The following is a 19,555-nucleotide window of genomic DNA, read 5'->3' as shown; positions in this document are numbered from 1 at the left end:
TTTTTTCCGTTAAGCTTCCGCTCATGAATAAGAACGCGCATCGCTCCCCCTCGCGAGCGCGCCGCCAGCCGGTCCCCCTGCGGGTCGGCGTTGTGCTTGCGCTCTGTCTCACTACTGCGTCGTGCGGGTGGTACGACGGGGCCGTCTATGGCGGCCGGCCGGGTACCATCGAGTATCCAGGTTCAGGCGCGCCCTCGGACGCACCGGCGATCTATGTCGTCCAGAAAGGCGATACGGTCGAAAGCGTCGCCAGCCGTTTCGGCGTGCCGCCATCGCGTATCACCGACCGCAACAGCCTCAAGTCGGGCGACAAGCTGTCGGAAGGGCAGTGGATCGAAATCCCCAACGCGCGCGTCCTCGAACAGGCGACCGTATCCGGCACGCCGGGTGCCACCCCGCCATCATCGTCGTCGCCGCCGCCGCCGACATCGTCGGATGGCCGTGTGTCATCGACCGACCTGCCGCCGCCCTCCGGCGGAACCTCGGCGCCACCCGCCAAACCGGCAGCAACGCCGCCGGCATCGACTCCGGGCGGATCGGCGCCGCAGCCGGTACCGATCCCATCCGCATCGTCCAGCACGCCGCCGGCAGCATCGACCCGTTTCGACTGGCCGGTGCGTGGCACAACGCTGCAGGGATTCGGCAACCGCGCCGATGGTCAGCGCAATGACGGCATCAACATCAGTGCCGCGCAGGGCACGACCGTCAAGGCAGCCGAGAGCGGTTCCGTGGCCTATGTCGGCAGCGAAGTCAGGGGACTGGGCAACCTCGTGCTGCTCAGCCACGGCGGCGGTTATGTCACGGCCTACGCCCATCTCGATCATGCGTCGGTGACAAAGGGCGCTACGGTGAAGAAAGGGCAGGCGATCGGCACCGTCGGCCAGTCTGGCGGCGTCTCCCAGCCGCAGCTTCACTTCGAGATCCGTCAGCGCAACAAACCCGTCGATCCCACGACGTTGCTGCCGTGAGGCGTCGTCGCCTGGGTATTGGATCGGGACAACACGATGATTCCACCGCGGTGCGATCTGCACTAAGGTGCGCCGCCTTGTGAGCGCCAAAGGAGGGAATCATGGTTGAACGCATCAATGCGGGACCCCGCATGAGCCAGGCGGTGGTGCACGGCAACACCGTCTATCTCGCCGGCCTGACGGCCGACGACACGTCGCAGGACGTCAAGGGTCAGACCAAGCAGATCCTCGACAAGATCGATGCCCTGCTGGCCAAGGCCGGCACCGACAAGAGCAAGGTCCTCTCGGCCAACATCTGGCTCACCGACATCAAGACCTGGAGCCAGATGAACGAGGTGTGGGACGCCTGGGTATCGCCCGGCAACACCCCGGCCCGCGCCACGGTGGAAGCCAAGCTCGCGGCACCCGGCCTGGTGGTCGAGATCATGGTCCAGGCGGCGAAGTAACCGAATCGACTGCCGTCAACGAAACGCCCGCGGCCCCCGGCTGCGGGCGTTTTCTGTTTTATTCGGCGGCGACAGCGGAAAGCGAATTGACGACATGCCGTGTCGTGGCACGGCCGGCCAAGGCAACGACATCGCCGACGATGACCAGGGCCGGCGCCGCGATGTCTGCCGGTGGATTGGCGGCGACGGCAGCAGACAGCTCGGCGAGCGTGCTTCTGACAACATGTTGATCCGGTCGCGTACCGGAGACGATCAGCGCCGCCGGCGTTGTGGATGCAAGGCCGTGGGCGCGCAGTTGCCGGCACAATTCCGGCAGCGTCTGCACACCCATGTAGACGGCGATGGTCTGGCCCGGCTGCGCCAGCGCCGTCCAGTTCAGATCGAGCCGTCCGTTGTGGCGGTGGCCGGTGACGAAAACGCAGCTATGGGCGACATCGCGGTGGGTGAGGGGGATGCCGGCATACGCGGCACAGCCCGATGCAGCGGTGACGGCCGGTGTCACGTCGAACGGGATATCGGCGGCCAGCAGGACCTCGATCTCCTCACCGCCGCGACCGAACATGAACGGATCGCCGCCCTTCAGGCGCACCACGCGCGCGCCGTCGTGCGCCAACCGCACCAGCAGCGCGTTGATCTCGGTTTGTGCCATGCCATGCGCCGCACGCCGCTTGCCCACGTCGATGCGGCGTGCGTCCTTGCGGGCCAGGGCCAGGATCGGCGCGCTCACCAGGCGATCATGGACGATCACGTCGGCTGACTGCAGCAGGCGCAACGCGCGCAACGTGAGCAGTTCCGGATCGCCGGGGCCGGCACCGACAAGATGGACATGGCCCGTGCGCGGCCGTGTCCTGGTGTCGGCGAACAACGCGATGGCATGCCGTTCGGCACGGGCGCGATCGCCAGCCAGCGCTGCCTCGGCGGCGGGGCCAGCAAAAAACCGGTCCCAGAACCGTCGTCGCTCATCGCTATCGGAGAAATGCCGCAGTACCAGCGGGCGCCAGCGTCGGGCCACCGCGGCCAACAAGGCCACGGTCTGCGGTACCGCCTGTTCGATCTGTGTGCGCAACAGTCGCGCCAGTGTCGGTGCTGCGCCGCCGGTGCCGATGGCGATGGTGACGTCGCCGCGTTCGACAATCGCCGGCCACGTCACGGTGCAGTATTGCGGCTGATCGACCGCATTGACGGGAATGCCGCGCGCCCGGCAGGCATCATAGGCAGCGCGGGCGACATCGTGGGAAGCCGCCGCAACAACGACCAGCGCGGCATCGGCAAGATCTGTGCTGTCGAATACAGAAGCATGACGCACATCGGCACCGGCAGCGCGCAAGGCGGCGGCCTTGCGCTCGGCGACCTCGCCCCGGCCGATCACCAGGCAGGTGCGATCACGCAGCTCGTGGAATAGCGGTAGGGCACGCATGGTTGTGGACTCGGGCGTCCTGTCCAAGCGCGACGTCACTGCCGCGGGAATGGTGCGACATCGTTGCCGCCTGCGATCTTCGTAGCAACCGCCGTGCCACGACGTGATTTTCAGCCCGATCAATGGATTAGCCGTACATGCCGACTGGACGTGGCGCCGGTTGCCTTTTCACTGTGCACGCGCGCGGCACGCCGGTTGCTAGGGAGGGACTGGAGGCGGACAAGCACGTGAATGCCTGGACGATGATGAGCACCAGCGGGTCGAACGATCGCTTCGGCGCGTCGGCGCCGCTGCGCATCCTGCTGGTCGATGACGACGCCCAGCGCGGTGCCATGCTGGAGCGTACGTTGACCGAGGCCGGCCATCGGATCGTCGCCCAGGCATCGGGCACCGACGATCTGCTCGATCATGTGCGCCGGCATTTGCCCGACATGATCATCGTCGACGTCTCATCGCCCAACCGCGACATGCTGGAGCAGATGCGCCACGTATCGCGCGAGCAGGCCCGTCCGATCGTGATGTTCGTGGATGATACCGACGAGACCATGGCCGTCGAGGCGGTGCGTGCCGGCGTAACGTCCTATGTCGTCGACGGGCTGAGCGCGGCCCGCGTCAAGCCGATCATGAACGTCGCCATCGCACGGTTTCGCGCCCTGCAGGAATTGCGCGACGAACTCGACAAGGCACGTGCCTCGCTGGTCGAACGCAAATTGATCGAGCGTGCCAAGGGCATTTTGATGGCGCAGCGCCAGCTGGGCGAGGAGGAGGCCTACCGGGCCCTGCGCAAGCTGGCGATGGACAAGGGCAAGCGCCTCGCCGAGATCGCCGAACAGGTGATCGCCGTCAGCGACCTGCTGACACCACCCAAACCGTAGCGCACCGCACGTTGTCCGATTACCGGGCAGCGATTGCGGGCGATCGAACAATTATTGTGCAGTGCAGCAGTCGGGCGGACAGGTGATGTCGACAGCGCAAGGCGCGCTAACGTCATGCGCGGCGCACACCACGCTCGATGCCACGTACTTGGCACGCTTCTTGAGATGCTGAGCGTGTCGCCCAACGGCGGGCGACTCCAGATACGGATCAAAGGCGGTCCGGGGACACGCAGGCCGTCCGATGATCCGGACGTTGCGTCGCCCGCGTTCAGGAGTCACGCCGTTCATGACCGACATCGCCGCCCGTGCTGGAACACTGGAGAAGACGGAGCTGACGCTCGGCTTTGTGCCGTTGGTCGACGCCGCGCCGCTGGTGGTGGCACGCGAGAAGGGCTTCTTTGCCGCCGAAGGGTTGTCGGTGCGCCTCGTCCGCGAAGCGTCGTGGGCGGCCCTGCGCGATCGCGTCTGCAGCGGAGTCTTTGATGGCGGCCACATGCTGGCCGCGATTCCGGTTGCCAACGCCTTCGCGCTGGGCGGCTGGCGCGTGCCGCTGGTCGCGCCCATGGCCCTCAACCTCAACGGCAACGCCGTCACCCTGTCGGTGTCGTTGTGGGACGAACTGGCGGCGGAAGACAGCAGTGTGCGGGCTGGTGACCTGTCGGTTCCACGAGCGCTGGTGCGCTTGGCGCGCCACCGCCGCGCCGCGGGCCGGCCTCTGCCGCGATTCGGTGTCGTCTTCCCGCACTCCAGCCACAACTACCTGCTGCGCTACTGGCTTGCGGCCGGCGGTATCGATCCCGATCGCGACGTGCGTCTGGAAGTCGTGCCGCCGCCGCAGATGATCGCCTATCTCACCGCCGGCCGGATCGACGGCTACTGTGTCGGCGCGCCGTGGAGCGAGCTGGCCGAAGCGCATGGCGTCGGCCGCATCGCGGCATTGGGTCACGACATCTGGAATAACACCTTGGACAAGGTGCTGGGTGTCACGGCCGCCTGGGCGGCGCGCCGGCCGGCCACGCTGCGCGCGTTGCTGCGGGCGTTGTTGCGCGCCGGGGCGTGGCTGGACCACCCGGCCAACCGCGCCGAGGCGGCCTACTGGATGGCGCGGCCCGAGATCCTGCATGTGCCCGAGGCCGTGGTCGATAGGGCGTTGCGCGATGTTGGCGATGGAACCTCGGGCGGCCTGCTTTTCCATCGTCATGCCGCGACGTTTCCGTGGGCATCGCGCGGGCTCTGGACGCTCTCGCAGATGCAGCGCTGGGGGCAGGTTGGCGCCGGTGTTGCGCCGGCAGCGGCGGCTTCCGTCTACGACTCGACCATCTATCGCCTCGCCGCCGCTGATCTCGGCCTGCCAATACCGGCCGTCGATTTCAAGCGCGATGGCGAGCACGCCGAACCGTGGTCGGCGGCTGCCGTCGACGGTGGCGCGATCATGCTGGGCGCCGATCGGTTTTGCGATGGCCGCATCTTCGATCCGGCCCAGTTCGACGCCTACCTTGCCGGATTCGGGATCGGCAAGGATGTCAACTCCGCATCGGCTCGGGAGGCCGCATCGTCATGAGCAAGAAACCAACCGTCCGTGCGCGCCGCGCCGGAATCGCGCGCCGCGACCTGCTGAAGGGTGCGACGGCCACGGCTGGTCTGATCGCGGCCGTTCGCGCCGGCTTTCCCGCCGGAGCCTTTGCGCAAGCTGCAGGACCGGAAACCAACAAGGTGACGCTGGGCTTTATCGCGCTCACCGACTCGGCGCCGCTGATCATCGCCAAGGAAAAGAAACTCTTCGACAAGTACGGTCTCACGGATGCCAATGTGAACAAGCAGGCGTCCTGGGGTACGACACGCGATAACATCGTGCTGGGTTCGGCGGCCGGCGGCATCGACGGTGCCCATATCCTGACACCGCTGCCCTACCTGATCTCGCTGGGCACGGTCACGGCCGAGAACAAGCCCGTGCCGATGGCGATGCTGGCGCGGTTGAACACCGACAGCCAGGCGATCTCCGTGGCCAAGGAGTTCCTGCCCACCGGCGCCAGGCTCGATGCGTCGCCGCTCAAGGAAGCCTTTGCCAAGAAGAAGGCGGCGGGCACCGACGTGAAGTGCGCCATGACCTTCCGCGGCGGTACGCACGACATGTGGATCCGCTACTGGCTCGCCGCCGGCGGCATCGATCCCGACAAGGATGTGTCGACCATCGTCGTGCCGCCGCCGCAGATGGTGGCCAACATGAAGGTCGGCAACATGGACGCGTTCTGTGTCGGCGAGCCGTGGAACGAGCAACTCGTCAACCAGGGCATCGGTTATACGGCCTGTACCACCGGCGAAATCTGGAAGCACCATCCGGAAAAGAGCCTGGGTGTGCGCGCCGACTGGGTGGAGAAGAATCCCAAGGCCGCCGAGGCTTTGCTGATGGCGGTGATGGAAGCCCAGCAATGGTGCGACAAGCTCGAGAACAAGGAGGAGATGTGCCAGATCCTCAGCAAGCGGCAATGGTTCAACGTGCCCGTGGCCGACATCTTCGGCCGCATCAAGGGTGACATCAACTACGGTGATGGCCGCAAGGCCGCCGGCACCGACCTGCTGATGAAGTTCTGGCGCGATCATGCGTCCTATCCGTTCCAGAGCCACGAGCTGTGGTTCCTGACCGAGAACCAGCGCTGGGGCATCCTGGCACGCGATCTCGACACCAAGGCGATCATTGCCAAGGTCAATCGGGAGGATCTGTGGCGAACTGCCGCCAAGAAGCTTGGCGTGCCTGCCGCCGACATTCCGGCCAGTGCCTCGCGTGGCAAGGAGACCTTCTTCGACGGCAAGGTCTTCGATCCCGATGATCCCAAGGCCTATCTGGCAAGCCTGGCGATCAAGAAGGTCGCGTGAGCCGACGATATCCTCTCAAGGAGCGTATGATGCCTCCAGTCGTGCAGGCCCTGAAGCCGACCGCGGCGCCCGAAGCGCCGGCGGCGGCACCGCAGGCCGATATCGTGGCACTGCCGCTGAAACGGCCACCGCTGGCCGAGCGCTATGGTCCGGTGTTGCGGGATGTCGCCGGCCGCGTGATCCCGCCGCTGATCGTGCTGACACTGGTGCTGGTGGTGTGGCAGCTGCTGTGCTCGCAAGCCGGTTCGCGCCTGCCGCCGCCGACCAAGGTGCTGGCCGACACCTGGGACTTCATCGTCGATCCGTTCTACGATAACGGCGGTATCGACAAAGGTGCCTTCTGGCACATCGCCAAGAGCCTCAGCCGCGTTGCGATCGGCTTCACATTGGCCGCGATCGTCGGCATCGCACTGGGTGTCGTGGTCGGCCAGAGCACCTGGGCGATGCGCGGGCTCGATCCGATCTTCCAGGTGCTGCGCACCATCCCGCCTCTGGCCTGGCTGCCCTTGTCGCTGGCGGGTTTCCGTGATGCGCAGCCCTCGGCGATTTTCGTGATCTTCATCACGTCGATTTGGCCGGTGATCATCAATACGTCGGTCGGCGTGCGCCACATCCCGCAGGATTATCGCAACGTCGCCGCCGTCATCCGGCTCAGCTGGTACGAGTTTTTCTGGAAGATCACCTTGCCGGCCACGGTCCCCTACATCTTCACCGGCCTGCGCATCGGCGTCGGCCTGTCGTGGCTGGCGATCGTCGCGGCCGAGATGCTGATCGGCGGCGTCGGCATCGGCTTCTTCATCTGGGACGCGTGGAACAGCTCGCGCATCAGCGACATCATCGTGGCGCTGGTCTACATCGGCCTGGTCGGTTTCCTGCTCGACCGCCTGATCGCGGCGCTGGGCCATGTCGTGTCGCACGGCACATCAGCTTCGTGAACGCAGGAGACGCGGTCATGGCAACCAAGGCCTATCTCAACTTCGAGCAGGTCGGCATGAGCTTCCGGCGCGGCGCGCTCGCCACCGAGGTGCTGCGCGATATCGATCTGCGGATCGACGAAGGCGAGTACGTTTCGATCATCGGTCATTCCGGCTGCGGCAAGTCAACGTTGCTGAACATCGTCGGCGGCCTGCTGAAATCGACCACCGGCGAGGTCTTTCTCGAAGGCCAGGTGGTCGACGCGCCGGGACCGGATCGCGCCATCGTGTTCCAGAACCACTCGCTGCTGCCGTGGCTCACGGTCTACGGCAACGTGCGCATCGCCGTCGACAAGGTGTTCGGCCGGGCCAAATCGGCGTCGGAGCGGCACGACTGGGTCATGCACAAGCTTGAACTGGTCCAGATGGCCCAGCACAAGGACAAGCGGCCGCACGAGATCTCCGGCGGCATGAAGCAACGCGTCGGCATCGCCCGGGCGCTGGCGATGCAGCCCAAGGTCCTGCTGATGGACGAACCGTTCGGCGCGCTCGACGCGCTGACCAGAGCGCACTTGCAGGACTCGGTGATGGATATCCACGCCAAGCTCGGCAACACGGTGATGATGATTACGCACGACGTCGATGAAGCCGTCCTGCTCTCCGATCGCATCGTGATGATGACCAACGGCCCGTCGGCGACCATCGGCGATGTGCTCGCAGTCGGCTTGCCGCGCCCGCGGCGGCGCCTCGAACTGGCGACTGACGCCGAATACACACGCTGCCGTGCCGCGGTGATGGAGTTCCTCTATGCGCGGCACAAGCTGCCGTCGCGAGCGGCCTGACGTCACCGTCTCCCATCGGAGGCAAAAGGGGAGGTGTAGCGTGTTGCTGCAGCCGGTGGCACGAGGTCAGCAGATAGTTCGCACGACGTGCGCCTACTGCGGTGTGGGCTGCGGCCTGCTGGCGACGTCCGACGAGCACGGCAGCGTCACGGTCGTGGGCGATCCGCAGCATCCGGCGAATTTCGGCCGCCTGTGCTCCAAGGGGTCAGCATTGGGCGAGACGCTGGGGCTCGACGGCCGTCTGCTCGCACCCGAGATCGACGGGCGTCCCGCCGGCTGGGACGAGACGCTCGACCGCGTCGCCGGCCGGTTCCAGGAGGTCATCGCCGCGCACGGCCGGGACGCCGTCGCCTTCTATGTTTCGGGGCAGCTTCTGACCGAGGACTACTATGTCGCCAACAAGTTGCTGAAAGGGTTTATCGGCTCGCGCCACCTCGACACCAACTCGCGACTGTGCATGGCCTCGTCGGTTACCGGCCATCGTCGTGCCTTCGGCAGCGACACCGTGCCCGGTGTCTACGAGGATCTCGAGCAGGCCGATCTCATCGTGCTGGTCGGCTCCAATCTCGCCTGGTGCCATCCCATCCTGTTCCAGCGCATCGTGGCCGAACGCGAGCGACGCCCGACGCTGCGGGTCGTGGTTATCGACCCGCGACGCACGGCAACCTGCGATATCGCCGACCTGCATCTGCCGCTGGTGGCGGGAAGCGACGTGGCCTTGTTCAACGGCCTGCTCGTGCATCTGCATGACGTCGGTGCTGCCGATCGAACCTTCGTCAACCGGCATACATCAGACGTTGATCAGGCGCTGGCCACCGCTCGCGCAACGATGCCGGATGTTGAAACCGTTGCGCGGTTCTGTGGATTGGCAAGCGCTGATATTGCGGCGTTCTTCGCGCTGTTCGCGCAAACCGAAAAGACCGTCACCGTCTATTCCCAGGGCGTGAACCAGTCTTCCGCCGGTACCGACAAGGTCAACGCCATCATCAATGCGCACCTGTTGACGGGGCGCATCGGCCGAGCGGGCATGGGGCCGTTCTCGGTCACCGGCCAGCCCAATGCCATGGGAGGCCGCGAGGTCGGGGCGCTGGCCAATCAATTGGCGGCACATATGACCTACGACGACACCGCGAGCGTCGATCGGGTCCGTCGTTTCTGGAATGCGCCGCACCTGGCGATATCGGGTGGCCACAAGGCGGTCGACTTGTTCCGCGCCATCGAGGCCGGCGAGATCAAGGCCATCTGGATCATGGCGACCAATCCGGCCGTGAGCCTGCCGGATGCCGGTCGCGTGGCGCGCGCGCTGGAAGCCTGCGATTTCGTCGTCGTTTCCGACTTCGTGCGAGACACCGATACGGCGCGTCATGCCGACGTATTGCTGCCGGCCGCTGGCTGGGGTGAGAAGGATGGCACCGTCACCAATTCCGAACGTCGGATCTCGCGCCAGCGTCCGGTGCGGCCCGCACCCGGCCTGGCGCGTCCCGATTGGTGGGCGCTGAGCGAGGTCGCGCGCCGCATGGGCTTCGCCGAGTCGTTCGCCTATCGTGGCCCGGGCGACATCTTCCGCGAGCACGCGCGCCTCTCGGCGTTCGAGAACGACGGTGCGCGCGCCTTCAATATCGGTGCCGTGGCCGACATTTCGGACTCGGCCTATGACGCTCTTGAGCCGTTTCATTGGCCGTGGCGTGCCGACCAGGATGCGCCGCGGCGACGCCTGTTCGGTGACGGCACCTTCGTCACGCCAGACGGCCGCGGTCGATTCGTTGCCGTGACGCCCCGTGCGCCACGCCACGCTGCGACAGACGAGTTCCCCCTGATCCTGAACACCGGTCGCTATCGTGACCAATGGCACACCATGACACGCACCGGCCGTGCCGCGCGTCTGTCGACGCATCGACCGGAGCCGCTGCTGGCCATCCATTCGCACGACGCGGCGCGGTACGATCTTGTCGACGGTGACCTGGCACGGATCGAGAGCCGTTGGGGCACCGCGACACTGCGCGTCAGCGTCACAACAGATCAACGGCCGGGGACGGTCTTTGCGCCGATGCACTGGACCGGCACGCTGAGCGCCGCCGGTCGCGTGAACGAGATGGTCAATCCGCAGACCGATCCACACTCGGGTCAGCCTGAACTGAAGGCGACGCCGGTGCGTGTCAGTCCGGTGCTCGCGCGATGGCAGGGACTTGTGCTGTCACGCCAGAAACTGGCGCTCGACGGCCATGCCTACTGGGTGGCGGTCCGCGGCGCCGATCACTGGTGCTATGAAATGGCCGGCCCTGAAACGCCGCACGCTGCCTGGGAAAAGCTGGCGGCGCTGGCGACCGCGACCGTGTCTTCCGCCGAATGGCTGCAGTATCGCGATCCTGCGGCAGGCCGTCTTCGCGCTGCCCTGGTTGCAGGCGAGCGCTTGCAATTCGCTTTCTATATCGCAGCCGATGCAACCGGCTTGCCGTCACGCAGTGGTCCCGCCGCGCTGTTCGACCATCAGCGGCTCGCCGTCGATCAGCGACGCGCCATCCTGGCCGGCCGCAGTCTTGGGCAAGGCATCCAAGGCCCGGTGGTCTGCGCCTGCCACGGTGTTGACCGTGGTGCCATCGAGCTGGCCATCGCGAGCGGCTGCCGCACGACGCGCGCCTTGGGCGAACGCCTGAGGGCCGGCACCAACTGCGGTTCTTGCCTGCCAGAACTGCGTGCACTCCTCGCAGAGCAAGCCACCGGCTCGCATCACGGCAAAAGCAAAGCTTTTGCCTGACGTGAGCGGCGGGATGCTCGCGCTGCGCTCAGAGGCTGTGATCTTATTGCCGCGCGCTGTCATTCCGAGCGTAGCGAGGAATCTTTCAGCAGTTTTTCGCGCCGTTCGCGGCCGAAAAGATCCCTCGCACGCTCGGGATGACAGGCGTGGGCTCAAAAAATCACAGGCTGTCAGTTCATCGGCCCGAAGATCTTGCCCGGGTTCATGATGTTGTCGGGGTCGAGCGCGCGCTTCACGGCGCGCATCAGGCTCACGGCCTCACCGTGCTCGGCATAAAGATACTTGATCTTGCCCATCCCGACGCCGTGCTCGCCGGTGCAGGTGCCGCCCAACTCGAGGGCGCGCGCCACCATGCGATCGTTGACCGTCTCGGCCCGCTGCAGGTTGGTCGGGTCGTCGGGATCGACCATGATCGTGAGGTGGAAGTTGCCGTCGCCGACATGGCCGACGATCGGTGCCACGAGATCGTACGCCACGATATCCTGCTTGGTGGCCAGGATGCATTCGGCCAGCCGCGAGATCGGCACGCAGACGTCCGTCGCCCACATACCCCAGCCGGCCTTGAGCGCCTTGTTGGCCCACGCCGCGTCATGGCGCGCCTGCCACATCTTGGTGCGCTCCTCGGCCTGCGTGGTGAAGGCGAAGCTGCCGCCGTCATTGTCGCTGGCGATCGCCTGCACCATCTCGGCCTGCTCCTTCACGCTGGCCTCGGTCCCGTGAAACTCGAGGAACAGCGTGTTCTTCACGGGCAGGCTCATCTTGGAGTAGCGATTCACCGAGTCGACCTGGATGTCGTCCAGCAGCTCGATGCGCGCGATCGGCACGCCCGACTGGATGGTCTGGATCACGGTGCTGACGGCGCCTTCCAGGGACTCGAAGGCGCAGGTTGCCGCCGCCATCGATTCAGGGATGCCGTACAGCCGCAGCGTGATCTCCGTAATGATGCCCAGCGTGCCTTCCGAACCCACGAACAGCTTGACCAGATCGTAGCCTGCCGACGATTTGCGCGCACGCCGGCCCAACCGCATGATCCGCCCATCAGGAGTCACAACCTGAAGGGCGAGCACGTTCTCGCGCATGGTGCCGTAGCGCACGGCGTTGGTGCCCGAGGCACGCGTGCTGGTCATGCCGCCGATCGAGGCATCGGCGCCGGGATCGATCGGGAAGAACAGGCCCGTGGCCCGGATATACTCGTTGAGCTGCTTGCGCGTGACGCCCGGCTGCACGACGACGTCGAGGTCGGCCTCGTTGACCTGCAGCACCTGGTTCATGCGGCTGACGTCGACGGAGATGCCGCCCTGCGGCGCCGAGATGTGGCCCTCCAGGGAGGTGCCCGTGCCGAAGGCGATGATCGGGGTCCGGTAGCGCGCGCAGATCTGGACGATCTTCTGCACTTCTTCGGTCGACTCCGCGAACACCACCGCGTCCGGCAGATGGGCATCGTGAAAGCTGATGTCCTTGCCATGCTGCTCGCGTACGGCGGCGGCCGTGCTCAGGCGGTCGCCGAACAGTGCCTTGAGCTCGGCAATGGTCTCGTCGATATGCGGGGGGTGGACGGCGGCGGCCAGAGCCATGTCAACAAGTCTCCTGTGGGCAAGCGGCCCACGACTGCCCACAATGGCGACAAAGCGCTGGCCGTTCAAGACAGGCTTGAAACGGCCGCCGCAAGCGTGGCTTACGCGCGATGGGCCAGCCGTGTCAGAACAGCGCGGCCGCGGGCCGACAAGCGGTAGCCGACATCAAGGCTTTCGGTCAGGCCCAGGGCCTTCAGCTTGCGCACATCAGCCTTGAAAGCCAGCCGGGGCCGGCCCAGGCGCGCGGCGAGATCGCCGGCCCGCACGCCTTCATTGTGGTCGATGAGGTCCAGGACAGCGCAGGTCCAGGCGCCGTGCGGGCTGTGCCGGTCAAGCCGCGTCAGGCGATCGCTCAGATCGGACCATTCACCGTCGCTCAGCTTGGCCTGCTGGCGCAGGGCAAGGCGTGGGTCAGGTCCGACAGGTCGCAGGGCGATGCGGTAGAGGGTGCCGCCATCGACGGCGGGCAGCGTCTTCAGCAGTGCCGGCCGATTGTCATATCCGGCAAGTGCCGCATCGCGTTCGGTGATCTCGGCAGGGCCGATCGGCTCGACGGTGTCGATCGCCAGCAGGCCGATGGCGGTGCGCAGCTGGCCGCCGGACCGCACGGTCGGCCGGCGCCAGCGTCGGAAGGCCAGGGTGACGACGCCGCTGGCAATGCGGTCGAGGATGGCGCGCTTGATCAGCATGGATCGGCAATGCAGCACACCTAGATCGTGACGTCATCCGGTTCATACATGCGATCGGCAGGGTGTTTGTCGCGGTGCTCGACGTACTCGATCAGCATGCCGTCGGGATGGCGCACGAGCATGTTCTGCCCGGTCGGCACGTCCTGCGGTCCCTCGAGGATCTCGGCGCCGACCGAGGGCAAGTGCTGCGCGAACGCAGCGATACCGTCGACCATGAACGTCGCGTGCGTGTTCACGAACGGCGCCAGGCTTTCGGGCGTGCCGGCGATGAACAGGATGGAACCGACCTGCGCCAGTTCCAGGTCGTACTGGGGATAGTGGAACCGCAGCCGTGCCTTCTGGCCGATGATCTGCTCATGGAAGCGGACGGCGGCATCGAGAGCTGCCAGGGGAAGATAGCGCCGTACCAGGATGTTGAGCACTTTCATCAAGCTCTCCGTGGACGGCGGGCCGGCGGTTGGTCCGTCGTTGGCGCGTGTGCTGTCGTGGCTGGCAGCACCGCCAGGCGATCGGCAACAACGCGGCGGCGTGCTTTCAGCACCGCCAGTGCCTGATCGATCTGAGTGAGCTTGTCGTGCAGCGCGACGCTGCAGGCATTGCTGCCATCACCAGGGCCGTCCTCGAGGCAGGTGGCCAGGCGCGCGATCTCGCGCGTCGAGAAACCGGCAGCGATCAAGTCGCGGATCCATTCGATCCGCTGGAGGTCGGCCCTGGAGAACCGGCGGTAGCCATTCTCACAACGGCTTGGCTGCAGGAGCCCGGCGATCTCATAATGGCGGATGACGCGCGTGCTGATGCCGAGGAGTCGCGATATGTCACCGATTTGCATGGGGTGTTCCTCATGACCAATGACCTAGCACCTTGACATTAATGTCAAGGTCAAGCCCGAATGCGAATGGTCGATGGCGCACTGGAACATCGATCGCGGAAACTCGTTGAAGTCCCATGAACCGTTGGGGCAGAGGAGGACGAGATGGAGACGGCGCCCACCATCGTCTTCGAGAATATGGAAACGTCAGAGTTCGTGCAGGCGCGCATCCAGCGTGAAATCGGTCGGTTGGAACGATTTTTCAGTCGCGGTACATCCTGCCGCGTCGTTGTGCGCGCGCCTGATCGTCAGGGCGGGATGTTCAGCGTCCGCGTGTATATCGAGATGCCCGGCCAGCGCAGTGTCGTGGTAAGCCGCCTGCCGTCGGAACGCCGGGTGATGCACGATCCCCATGTCGCCATCACCGAAGCCTTCAGGACGGCACGCCGCCAGCTCCAGGACCAGGCACGCCTGCTGCGCGGCGAGGTCAAGGCGCATGACCAGCAGGGTGTCGGGACCGTGGCCGAACTTTATCCCGACGACGGCTATGGGCTCATTACCACCGACGCCGGCGATGAAATTCACTTCGATCGCAGCAGCTTGCCGCCGGGTGAATTCGAGGCGCTGCAGGCAGGAGCCAAGGTCAGCTTCGAGGCGCGCACGGGTGATGATCGCGAGCATGCGCGCGTCGCCCGGGTGAAGCAGGACGGACAGGGCTGAGCCGGCCGTCTAACAGGTTGACGGCCGGCGGGTGGGGCGGCAAGAAGCGGGGTTCTGACCGGAGCCTCTGATGCCTGCTGATAATCGCGTCTACCTGTTCGATACCACGCTGCGAGACGGTGCCCAGACCCAGGGCGTCGATTTTTCCGTCGCCGACAAGACAGCGATTGCGATCGAACTGGACCGTATCGGCATCGACTATATCGAGGGCGGCTGGCCGGGCGCCAATCCCACCGACGACCGGTTTTTCGCCGCTCCGCCGACGTTCAACCAGGCCAGGTTCGTCGCCTTCGGCATGACCCGGCGGGCTGGCCGCAGCGCCGCCAACGACCCCGGGCTCAATGCCATTCTTTCAACCAAGGCGCGTACCGTCTGCATGGTTGGCAAGACCTGGGACTTCCATGTCGACGTGGCGCTGGAACTGGGTCGCACCGAGTATGTCGACATGATCGCCGACTCGATCGCCGTGGCCAAGACGCGCGTCGATGAGGTGATGTTCGACGCCGAGCATTTCTTCGACGGCTACAAGGCCAACCGCGACTACGCCATGACCTGCGTGCGTGAGGCGCATCGTGCGGGTGCGCGATGGCTGGTGCTGTGCGACACCAACGGCGGCACCTTGCCGCACGAGATCGAGCGGATCGTGGGCGAGGTATGCCGCGAGATTCCGGGCAGCGCCGTCGGCATCCACTGCCACAACGACACGGAGAACGCCGTCGCCAACTCGCTGGCCGCCGTGCATGCCGGTGCGCGGCAGGTGCAGGGCACCATCAACGGCCTGGGTGAACGTTGCGGCAATGCCAACATGATCGCGCTGGTGCCGAACCTGATGCTGAAGATGGGTTACGACACCGGCATCCCGGCCGAGAACCTCACGAAGCTCACGCACCTGTCGCGCCTGCTGGATGATCGCCTGAACCTGCCGCCCAACCGCAGTGCCGCCTACGTCGGCTCACGTGCCTTCGCACACAAGGGCGGACTGCACGTGAGCGCCGTGGAGAAGGATCCACGCACCTACGAGCACATCGATCCGGCGGCGGTGGGCAACGAACGCATTATCGTCGTCTCCGACCAGGCCGGTCGATCCAACGTCGTGGCACGCTTCCGTCAGATCGGCCTCGATATCGATCCCAAGAGTCCGGAGGTCATGCGCCTGCTGGAGATCGTGAAGGAGCGCGAAGCCAACGGCTATGCCTATGACGGTGCCGATGCGTCGTTCGAACTGCTGGCACGACGCGAATTGCACACGGTGCCGGACTATTTCGAACTGCAAAGCTTCCGCGTGCTGGCCGAACGGCGCTGGAACGCCAAGGGCGAGCTGATCACCCTGTCGGAAGCCACGGTGAAGCTCGACGTCGCCAGGCACCGGGTGATGGAGGTCGGCGAGGGCAACGGCCCGGTCAACGCGCTCGACTCGGCGCTGCGCAAGGCGCTGTTGCCGCACTACGCGGAGCTCGTCGACATGCGCCTCATCGATTTCAAGGTCCGTATCCTGGACTCGGCGGGCGGCACCGCGGCCATCACCCGCGTGATGATCGAAAGCGCCGACAGCCACGGGCTTCGGTGGACCACGATCGGCGTGTCGCCCAACATCATCGATGCGTCCTACAACGCGCTCTACGACGCGATTACCTACAAGCTGTTTCGTGACGGGGCCGCACCAGCGGTGTGACCCTGGACGGATGGTTTCCGGCCCGCGATCCCTGGTTGGGCCAATGCAGCCATGCCAGGGCAGCGGGTCAAAGGCCACGACGCATGGCTCAAGATCAGGCACAATCATTGTCATAAGGGAGGCGACGTCATCGCCGCCAAGGCGTGGCCGGCACCCGGCCCGTAGACGGTAAGGGATGCGCGACACTGTTGAAACGGATTCGGCGAAGATAGACACGCCGTCGTCCCGACGGCGGCCAACCCGCCGCGCCGTAGCCCGCGCCTTCATGTGGTCGCTGCCCGTCCTGGTCGCTATCGCAGGCATCGCCTTCTGGCTGACCGCAGGTCGCCACGTCGGTACCGACAACGCCTACATCAAGGGCGACCGAGTGATGGTGGCGCCCGAGGTGGCCGGCGCCATCATCGAGGTCTTGGTGCAGGAGAACCAGCGCGTCACGCGTGGCCAGCTGCTGTTTCGCATTCAGGACGAGCCGTTCCGGCTGGCGCTGGCGCGGGCCGATTCGGAACTGGAGACCGTTCGCGCCGACGTGCGGGGGTTGCGCGCGGGCTATCGCCAGAAGCGCGAGGAGATCAAGGCGGCGAAAAGCCAGGAGACGTTTGCTGTCGCCGACTTTGACCGCCAGAACGAACTGGCGCAGCGCAAGGTCGTTTCGAGCCAGCGGCTTGATGAGTCGCGGCGCGACCTCGATCTGGCGCGCCAGCGTATTGCCATGCTGAACGAAGAGCTGATGCGCCTGGAAGCAGCGCTGGCCGGCAATCCCAAGATCCACACCGACGAACATCCGCGCGTCAAGCAGAGCCAGGCGGCGCGCGACGAGGCGGCCTTGAACCTGCGCCGCACGCGTGTCGAGGCGCCGATCGACGGCATCGCGGCGCGCAAGCCGACGGTGGGCACGCATGCGGCGCCCGGTACGGCGGTGATGACCGTCGTGGCCGACGAAGGTCTGTGGATCGAGGCCAATTTCAAGGAAACCGACCTGACACGCGTGCGGCCGGGCCAGACGGCGATCGTTCACATCGATACCTATCCCGATCGGGCCTGGCGCGGAACGGTGGTGAGCATCGCGCAGGCGACCGGCGCGGAATTCGCCGTGTTGCCGCCGCAGAACGCGTCGGGCAACTGGGTCAAGGTGGTGCAGCGCATTCCGGTACGGGTCGAGGTCCGCCGCGAACCTGGCGATCCGCCGTTGCGGGTCGGCATGAGCGCGCTGGTCGAGATCGACACCGGTCACGTGCGCTCGCTCGGCGAGTTGACGACGGCCATGGCGCGGGCGCTGGGGCTGGGCGGGCCTACGGCGGCGCCGCGGTGAACTCTTCATTCGGACCGCGCGCGTCCACGCGCGCATCTCGGGTGAAAGCCTTGCTTTCGCCCGTGCACAGTAGCGTCAACGGCTGGTCACTCTCCGCGTCGCTGCGCGCAAATGCGGGCGTGGACGTCCGCGGTCCGAAAACATGACAGCGGCGCCTTTCAGCCAGCCTACGACCCGCCGGTACCGGTTGCTGATCACCGTCACGATGATGCTGGCGACGTTGCTGCATGTCATCGACGCCACGATCGCCAATGTCGCGCTGCCGCACATGCAGGGCACCTTGTTGGCAACGCAGGACCAGATCTCCTGGGTGCTGACGTCCTATATCGTGTCGTCGGCGATCCTGACGCCGCTGGCCGGCTGGCTGGCCGACCGGCTGGGGCGCCGGCGCCTGCTGGTCATCGCCGTAATCGGCTTCACGATCACCTCGATGCTGTGCGGTGCAGCCGCCACCCTGGAGCAGATGGTGATCTTCCGCGCCGTGCAGGGTGCCTTCGGCGCCACCCTGGTGCCGCTGTCACAGGCCATCCTGCTCGACTCCTATCCGCCGGAAGAGCACGGCTTCGTCATGTCGATCTGGGGGGTCGCGGTCATGGTCGGGCCGATCATGGGCCCGACGCTCGGCGGCTGGCTGACCGAGGAGTTCACCTGGCGCTGGGTCTTCTACATCAACCTGCCGGTCGGTCTGCTGTGCCTGCTGGGCATCGTGACCCTCATTCACGACCTCGGACCACGGCGAGGCCGACCGTTCGATCTCACCGGGTTTGCCTTGCTGGCGCTTGCCATCGGCTCGGCGCAGCTGATGCTCGACCGTGGCGAACTCAGCGACTGGTTCCACTCGACCGAGATCGTGATCGAGGCGGTGGTCGCTGGCGTGGCGCTGGTGATGTTCCTGATCCACGCCGTGACGACGCACCATCCCTTCCTCGATCTGCGCCTGTTCGAGGACCGCAACGTGTCGGTCGGCCTGCTGTTCGCCGGGCTGGCCGGTTTGATCCTGATCGCCACGGCAGCACTGATGCCGCCGTTCCTGCAGAGCTTGCGCGGTTATCCGGTGATCACGGTGGGCATCATGCTGGCGCCACGCGGCATCGGCATGATGATCGCGATGCTGATCTTCGCCCGCATCGCTGGCCGCTTCGATGCACGCCTGGTGGTCGCGTTCGGCTTCGGTATCACGGCGCTGTCGATCTGGCAGATGACGCAGTTCAATTTCGACATCGACGCCTGGGCCGTGGTGTGGAGCGGGGCGCTGCAGGGTTTCGGTCTGGGCTTCGTCTGGCCGCCGCTCAGCACCATCATGTTCGCCAGCCTGCATCCCAGCCAGCGGACCGACGTTGCGTCCTTGAACGCGCTGGCGCGCAATCTCGGCGGCAGCATCGGGATTGCGGCGCTGGTGGCGATCCTGTCGCAGAACACCCAGGTCGCCCGCTCCGAGTTGGCGCCGTCGATTTCCGTGCTCAACCCGTCCTGGATGGCCGTCATCGGCAGCGGCGGCCAGAGCGCCACGACGCTTGCCCTGTGGGACGGCGAGCTGACGCGTCAGGCATCGATGATCGCCTATCTCAACGACTTCCAGCTCATGATGTTCGTCGTGCTGGCGGCGATCCCGCTGCTGGTGCTGCTCAAACCGGCGCCGCTGGCGACGCGGTCGTAGATGTCTCCTTGCCCCGCCCGGGCGGGGAGAAGAGA

At 65.9% G+C, this 19,555-nt stretch carries 17 protein-coding genes; 12 read left to right on the top strand and 5 right to left on the bottom strand.

Features of this window, described 5'->3' with window-relative positions:
- The first annotated feature begins 92 nt into the window (after positions 1 to 92).
- Positions 93 to 968 (top strand): M23 family metallopeptidase, encoded by an 876-nt coding sequence (locus FQU96_RS31345; RefSeq protein WP_218574950.1) that lies wholly within the window; start codon positions 93 to 95, stop codon positions 966 to 968.
- Between the two features lie 101 nt (positions 969 to 1,069).
- Positions 1,070 to 1,414, top strand: coding sequence for a RidA family protein (locus FQU96_RS31340; RefSeq protein WP_370461520.1), 345 nt, complete (start codon positions 1,070 to 1,072; stop codon positions 1,412 to 1,414).
- 58 nt (positions 1,415 to 1,472) lie between these two features.
- Here FQU96_RS31340 and cysG read toward each other — a convergent pair whose 3' ends face one another.
- Entirely contained in the window at positions 1,473 to 2,831 is a 1,359-nt protein-coding gene (gene cysG / locus FQU96_RS31335; protein ID WP_146545322.1) for a siroheme synthase CysG, read from the bottom strand.
- A 137-nt stretch (positions 2,832 to 2,968) separates the two neighbouring features.
- On the opposite strand from cysG, the gene FQU96_RS31330 reads away from it, so the two are divergent.
- The 6 genes from FQU96_RS31330 (at position 2,969) to FQU96_RS31305 (ending at position 11,091) form a co-directional block, all read left to right on the top strand.
- Complete coding sequence (locus FQU96_RS31330) at positions 2,969 to 3,706, top strand: ANTAR domain-containing response regulator (protein WP_218574949.1); 738 nt, start codon at positions 2,969 to 2,971, stop codon at positions 3,704 to 3,706.
- Positions 3,707 to 3,992: 286 nt separating this feature from the next.
- Positions 3,993 to 5,267, top strand: coding sequence for a CmpA/NrtA family ABC transporter substrate-binding protein (locus FQU96_RS31325; RefSeq protein WP_146545321.1), 1,275 nt, complete (start codon positions 3,993 to 3,995; stop codon positions 5,265 to 5,267).
- Positions 5,264 to 6,580: a CmpA/NrtA family ABC transporter substrate-binding protein gene (locus FQU96_RS31320; protein WP_146545320.1), complete on the top strand. Its 1,317-nt coding sequence runs from the start codon at positions 5,264 to 5,266 to the stop codon at positions 6,578 to 6,580. Before FQU96_RS31325 ends, FQU96_RS31320 begins: the two co-directional genes overlap by 4 nt.
- A 26-nt stretch (positions 6,581 to 6,606) precedes the next feature.
- A complete protein-coding gene (ntrB, locus tag FQU96_RS31315) occupies positions 6,607 to 7,515 on the top strand; it encodes a nitrate ABC transporter permease (protein WP_146545319.1) in 909 nt (302 codons plus the stop codon).
- Positions 7,516 to 7,532: 17 nt separating this feature from the next.
- Positions 7,533 to 8,336 (top strand): ABC transporter ATP-binding protein, encoded by an 804-nt coding sequence (locus tag FQU96_RS31310; protein WP_146545318.1) that lies wholly within the window; start codon positions 7,533 to 7,535, stop codon positions 8,334 to 8,336.
- 40 nt (positions 8,337 to 8,376) lie between these two features.
- On the top strand, positions 8,377 to 11,091 hold the full coding sequence (locus tag FQU96_RS31305) for a nitrate reductase (RefSeq protein WP_255468644.1): 2,715 nt from the start codon (positions 8,377 to 8,379) through the stop codon (positions 11,089 to 11,091).
- A 170-nt stretch (positions 11,092 to 11,261) separates the two neighbouring features.
- On the opposite strand, the gene FQU96_RS31300 is transcribed toward FQU96_RS31305, so the two are convergent.
- The 4 genes from FQU96_RS31300 to FQU96_RS31285 all read right to left on the bottom strand — a co-directional run bounded on the left by FQU96_RS31300 (position 11,262) and on the right by FQU96_RS31285 (position 14,183).
- Positions 11,262 to 12,665 (bottom strand): FAD-binding oxidoreductase, encoded by a 1,404-nt coding sequence (locus FQU96_RS31300; protein WP_146545316.1) that lies wholly within the window; start codon positions 12,663 to 12,665, stop codon positions 11,262 to 11,264.
- Positions 12,666 to 12,766: 101 nt separating this feature from the next.
- Positions 12,767 to 13,354, bottom strand: coding sequence for a hypothetical protein (locus FQU96_RS31295; protein ID WP_146545315.1), 588 nt, complete (start codon positions 13,352 to 13,354; stop codon positions 12,767 to 12,769).
- Between the two features lie 20 nt (positions 13,355 to 13,374).
- Positions 13,375 to 13,782 (bottom strand): VOC family protein, encoded by a 408-nt coding sequence (locus FQU96_RS31290; protein ID WP_146545314.1) that lies wholly within the window; start codon positions 13,780 to 13,782, stop codon positions 13,375 to 13,377.
- Positions 13,782 to 14,183, bottom strand: coding sequence for a MerR family transcriptional regulator (locus tag FQU96_RS31285; protein ID WP_146545313.1), 402 nt, complete (start codon positions 14,181 to 14,183; stop codon positions 13,782 to 13,784). Before FQU96_RS31285 ends, FQU96_RS31290 begins: the two co-directional genes overlap by 1 nt.
- A gap of 144 nt (positions 14,184 to 14,327) precedes the next feature.
- Between FQU96_RS31285 and FQU96_RS31280 the strand changes: the two genes are divergently transcribed.
- The 4 genes from FQU96_RS31280 to FQU96_RS31265 all read left to right on the top strand — a co-directional run bounded on the left by FQU96_RS31280 (position 14,328) and on the right by FQU96_RS31265 (position 19,520).
- A complete protein-coding gene (locus FQU96_RS31280) occupies positions 14,328 to 14,882 on the top strand; it encodes an HPF/RaiA family ribosome-associated protein (protein ID WP_146545312.1) in 555 nt (184 codons plus the stop codon).
- A gap of 70 nt (positions 14,883 to 14,952) precedes the next feature.
- A complete protein-coding gene (gene cimA, locus FQU96_RS31275; RefSeq protein ID WP_146545311.1) occupies positions 14,953 to 16,554 on the top strand; it encodes a citramalate synthase in 1,602 nt (533 codons plus the stop codon).
- Positions 16,555 to 16,729: 175 nt separating this feature from the next.
- Complete coding sequence (locus tag FQU96_RS31270) at positions 16,730 to 17,863, top strand: HlyD family secretion protein (protein WP_146545310.1); 1,134 nt, start codon at positions 16,730 to 16,732, stop codon at positions 17,861 to 17,863.
- Between the two features lie 142 nt (positions 17,864 to 18,005).
- The gene (locus FQU96_RS31265; RefSeq protein WP_146545309.1) at positions 18,006 to 19,520 is read left to right on the top strand and encodes a DHA2 family efflux MFS transporter permease subunit; all 1,515 of its coding nucleotides are present in this window, start codon (positions 18,006 to 18,008) and stop codon (positions 19,518 to 19,520) included.
- Positions 19,521 to 19,555 lie beyond the last annotated feature (35 nt).

This window comes from Reyranella sp. CPCC 100927, from assembly GCF_007859315.1.
Lineage (GTDB): Bacteria > Pseudomonadota > Alphaproteobacteria > Reyranellales > Reyranellaceae > Vineibacter.
Note: the sequence above shows the minus strand (reverse complement) of the source record. Positions and strands in the feature narration are given on the sequence as shown.

Bases quoted from the DNA above. Each gene is read 5' to 3' on its own strand.
- FQU96_RS31290 (WP_146545314.1), bottom strand. From the start codon at position 13,782: ATGAAAGTGCTCAACATCCTGGTACGGCGCTATCTTCCCCTGGCAGCT.
- FQU96_RS31325 (WP_146545321.1), top strand. From the start codon at position 3,993: ATGACCGACATCGCCGCCCGTGCTGGAACACTGGAGAAGACGGAGCTG.
- FQU96_RS31295 (WP_146545315.1), bottom strand. From the start codon at position 13,354: ATGCTGATCAAGCGCGCCATCCTCGACCGCATTGCCAGCGGCGTCGTC.
- FQU96_RS31265 (WP_146545309.1), top strand. From the start codon at position 18,006: ATGACAGCGGCGCCTTTCAGCCAGCCTACGACCCGCCGGTACCGGTTG.
- cysG (WP_146545322.1), bottom strand. From the start codon at position 2,831: ATGCGTGCCCTACCGCTATTCCACGAGCTGCGTGATCGCACCTGCCTG.
- cimA (WP_146545311.1), top strand. From the start codon at position 14,953: ATGCCTGCTGATAATCGCGTCTACCTGTTCGATACCACGCTGCGAGAC.
- FQU96_RS31300 (WP_146545316.1), bottom strand. From the start codon at position 12,665: ATGGCTCTGGCCGCCGCCGTCCACCCCCCGCATATCGACGAGACCATT.
- FQU96_RS31320 (WP_146545320.1), top strand. From the start codon at position 5,264: ATGAGCAAGAAACCAACCGTCCGTGCGCGCCGCGCCGGAATCGCGCGC.
- FQU96_RS31310 (WP_146545318.1), top strand. From the start codon at position 7,533: ATGGCAACCAAGGCCTATCTCAACTTCGAGCAGGTCGGCATGAGCTTC.
- FQU96_RS31285 (WP_146545313.1), bottom strand. From the start codon at position 14,183: ATGCAAATCGGTGACATATCGCGACTCCTCGGCATCAGCACGCGCGTC.
- FQU96_RS31280 (WP_146545312.1), top strand. From the start codon at position 14,328: ATGGAGACGGCGCCCACCATCGTCTTCGAGAATATGGAAACGTCAGAG.
- FQU96_RS31340 (WP_370461520.1), top strand. From the start codon at position 1,070: ATGGTTGAACGCATCAATGCGGGACCCCGCATGAGCCAGGCGGTGGTG.
- FQU96_RS31270 (WP_146545310.1), top strand. From the start codon at position 16,730: ATGCGCGACACTGTTGAAACGGATTCGGCGAAGATAGACACGCCGTCG.
- FQU96_RS31330 (WP_218574949.1), top strand. From the start codon at position 2,969: ATGCCGACTGGACGTGGCGCCGGTTGCCTTTTCACTGTGCACGCGCGC.
- ntrB (WP_146545319.1), top strand. From the start codon at position 6,607: ATGATGCCTCCAGTCGTGCAGGCCCTGAAGCCGACCGCGGCGCCCGAA.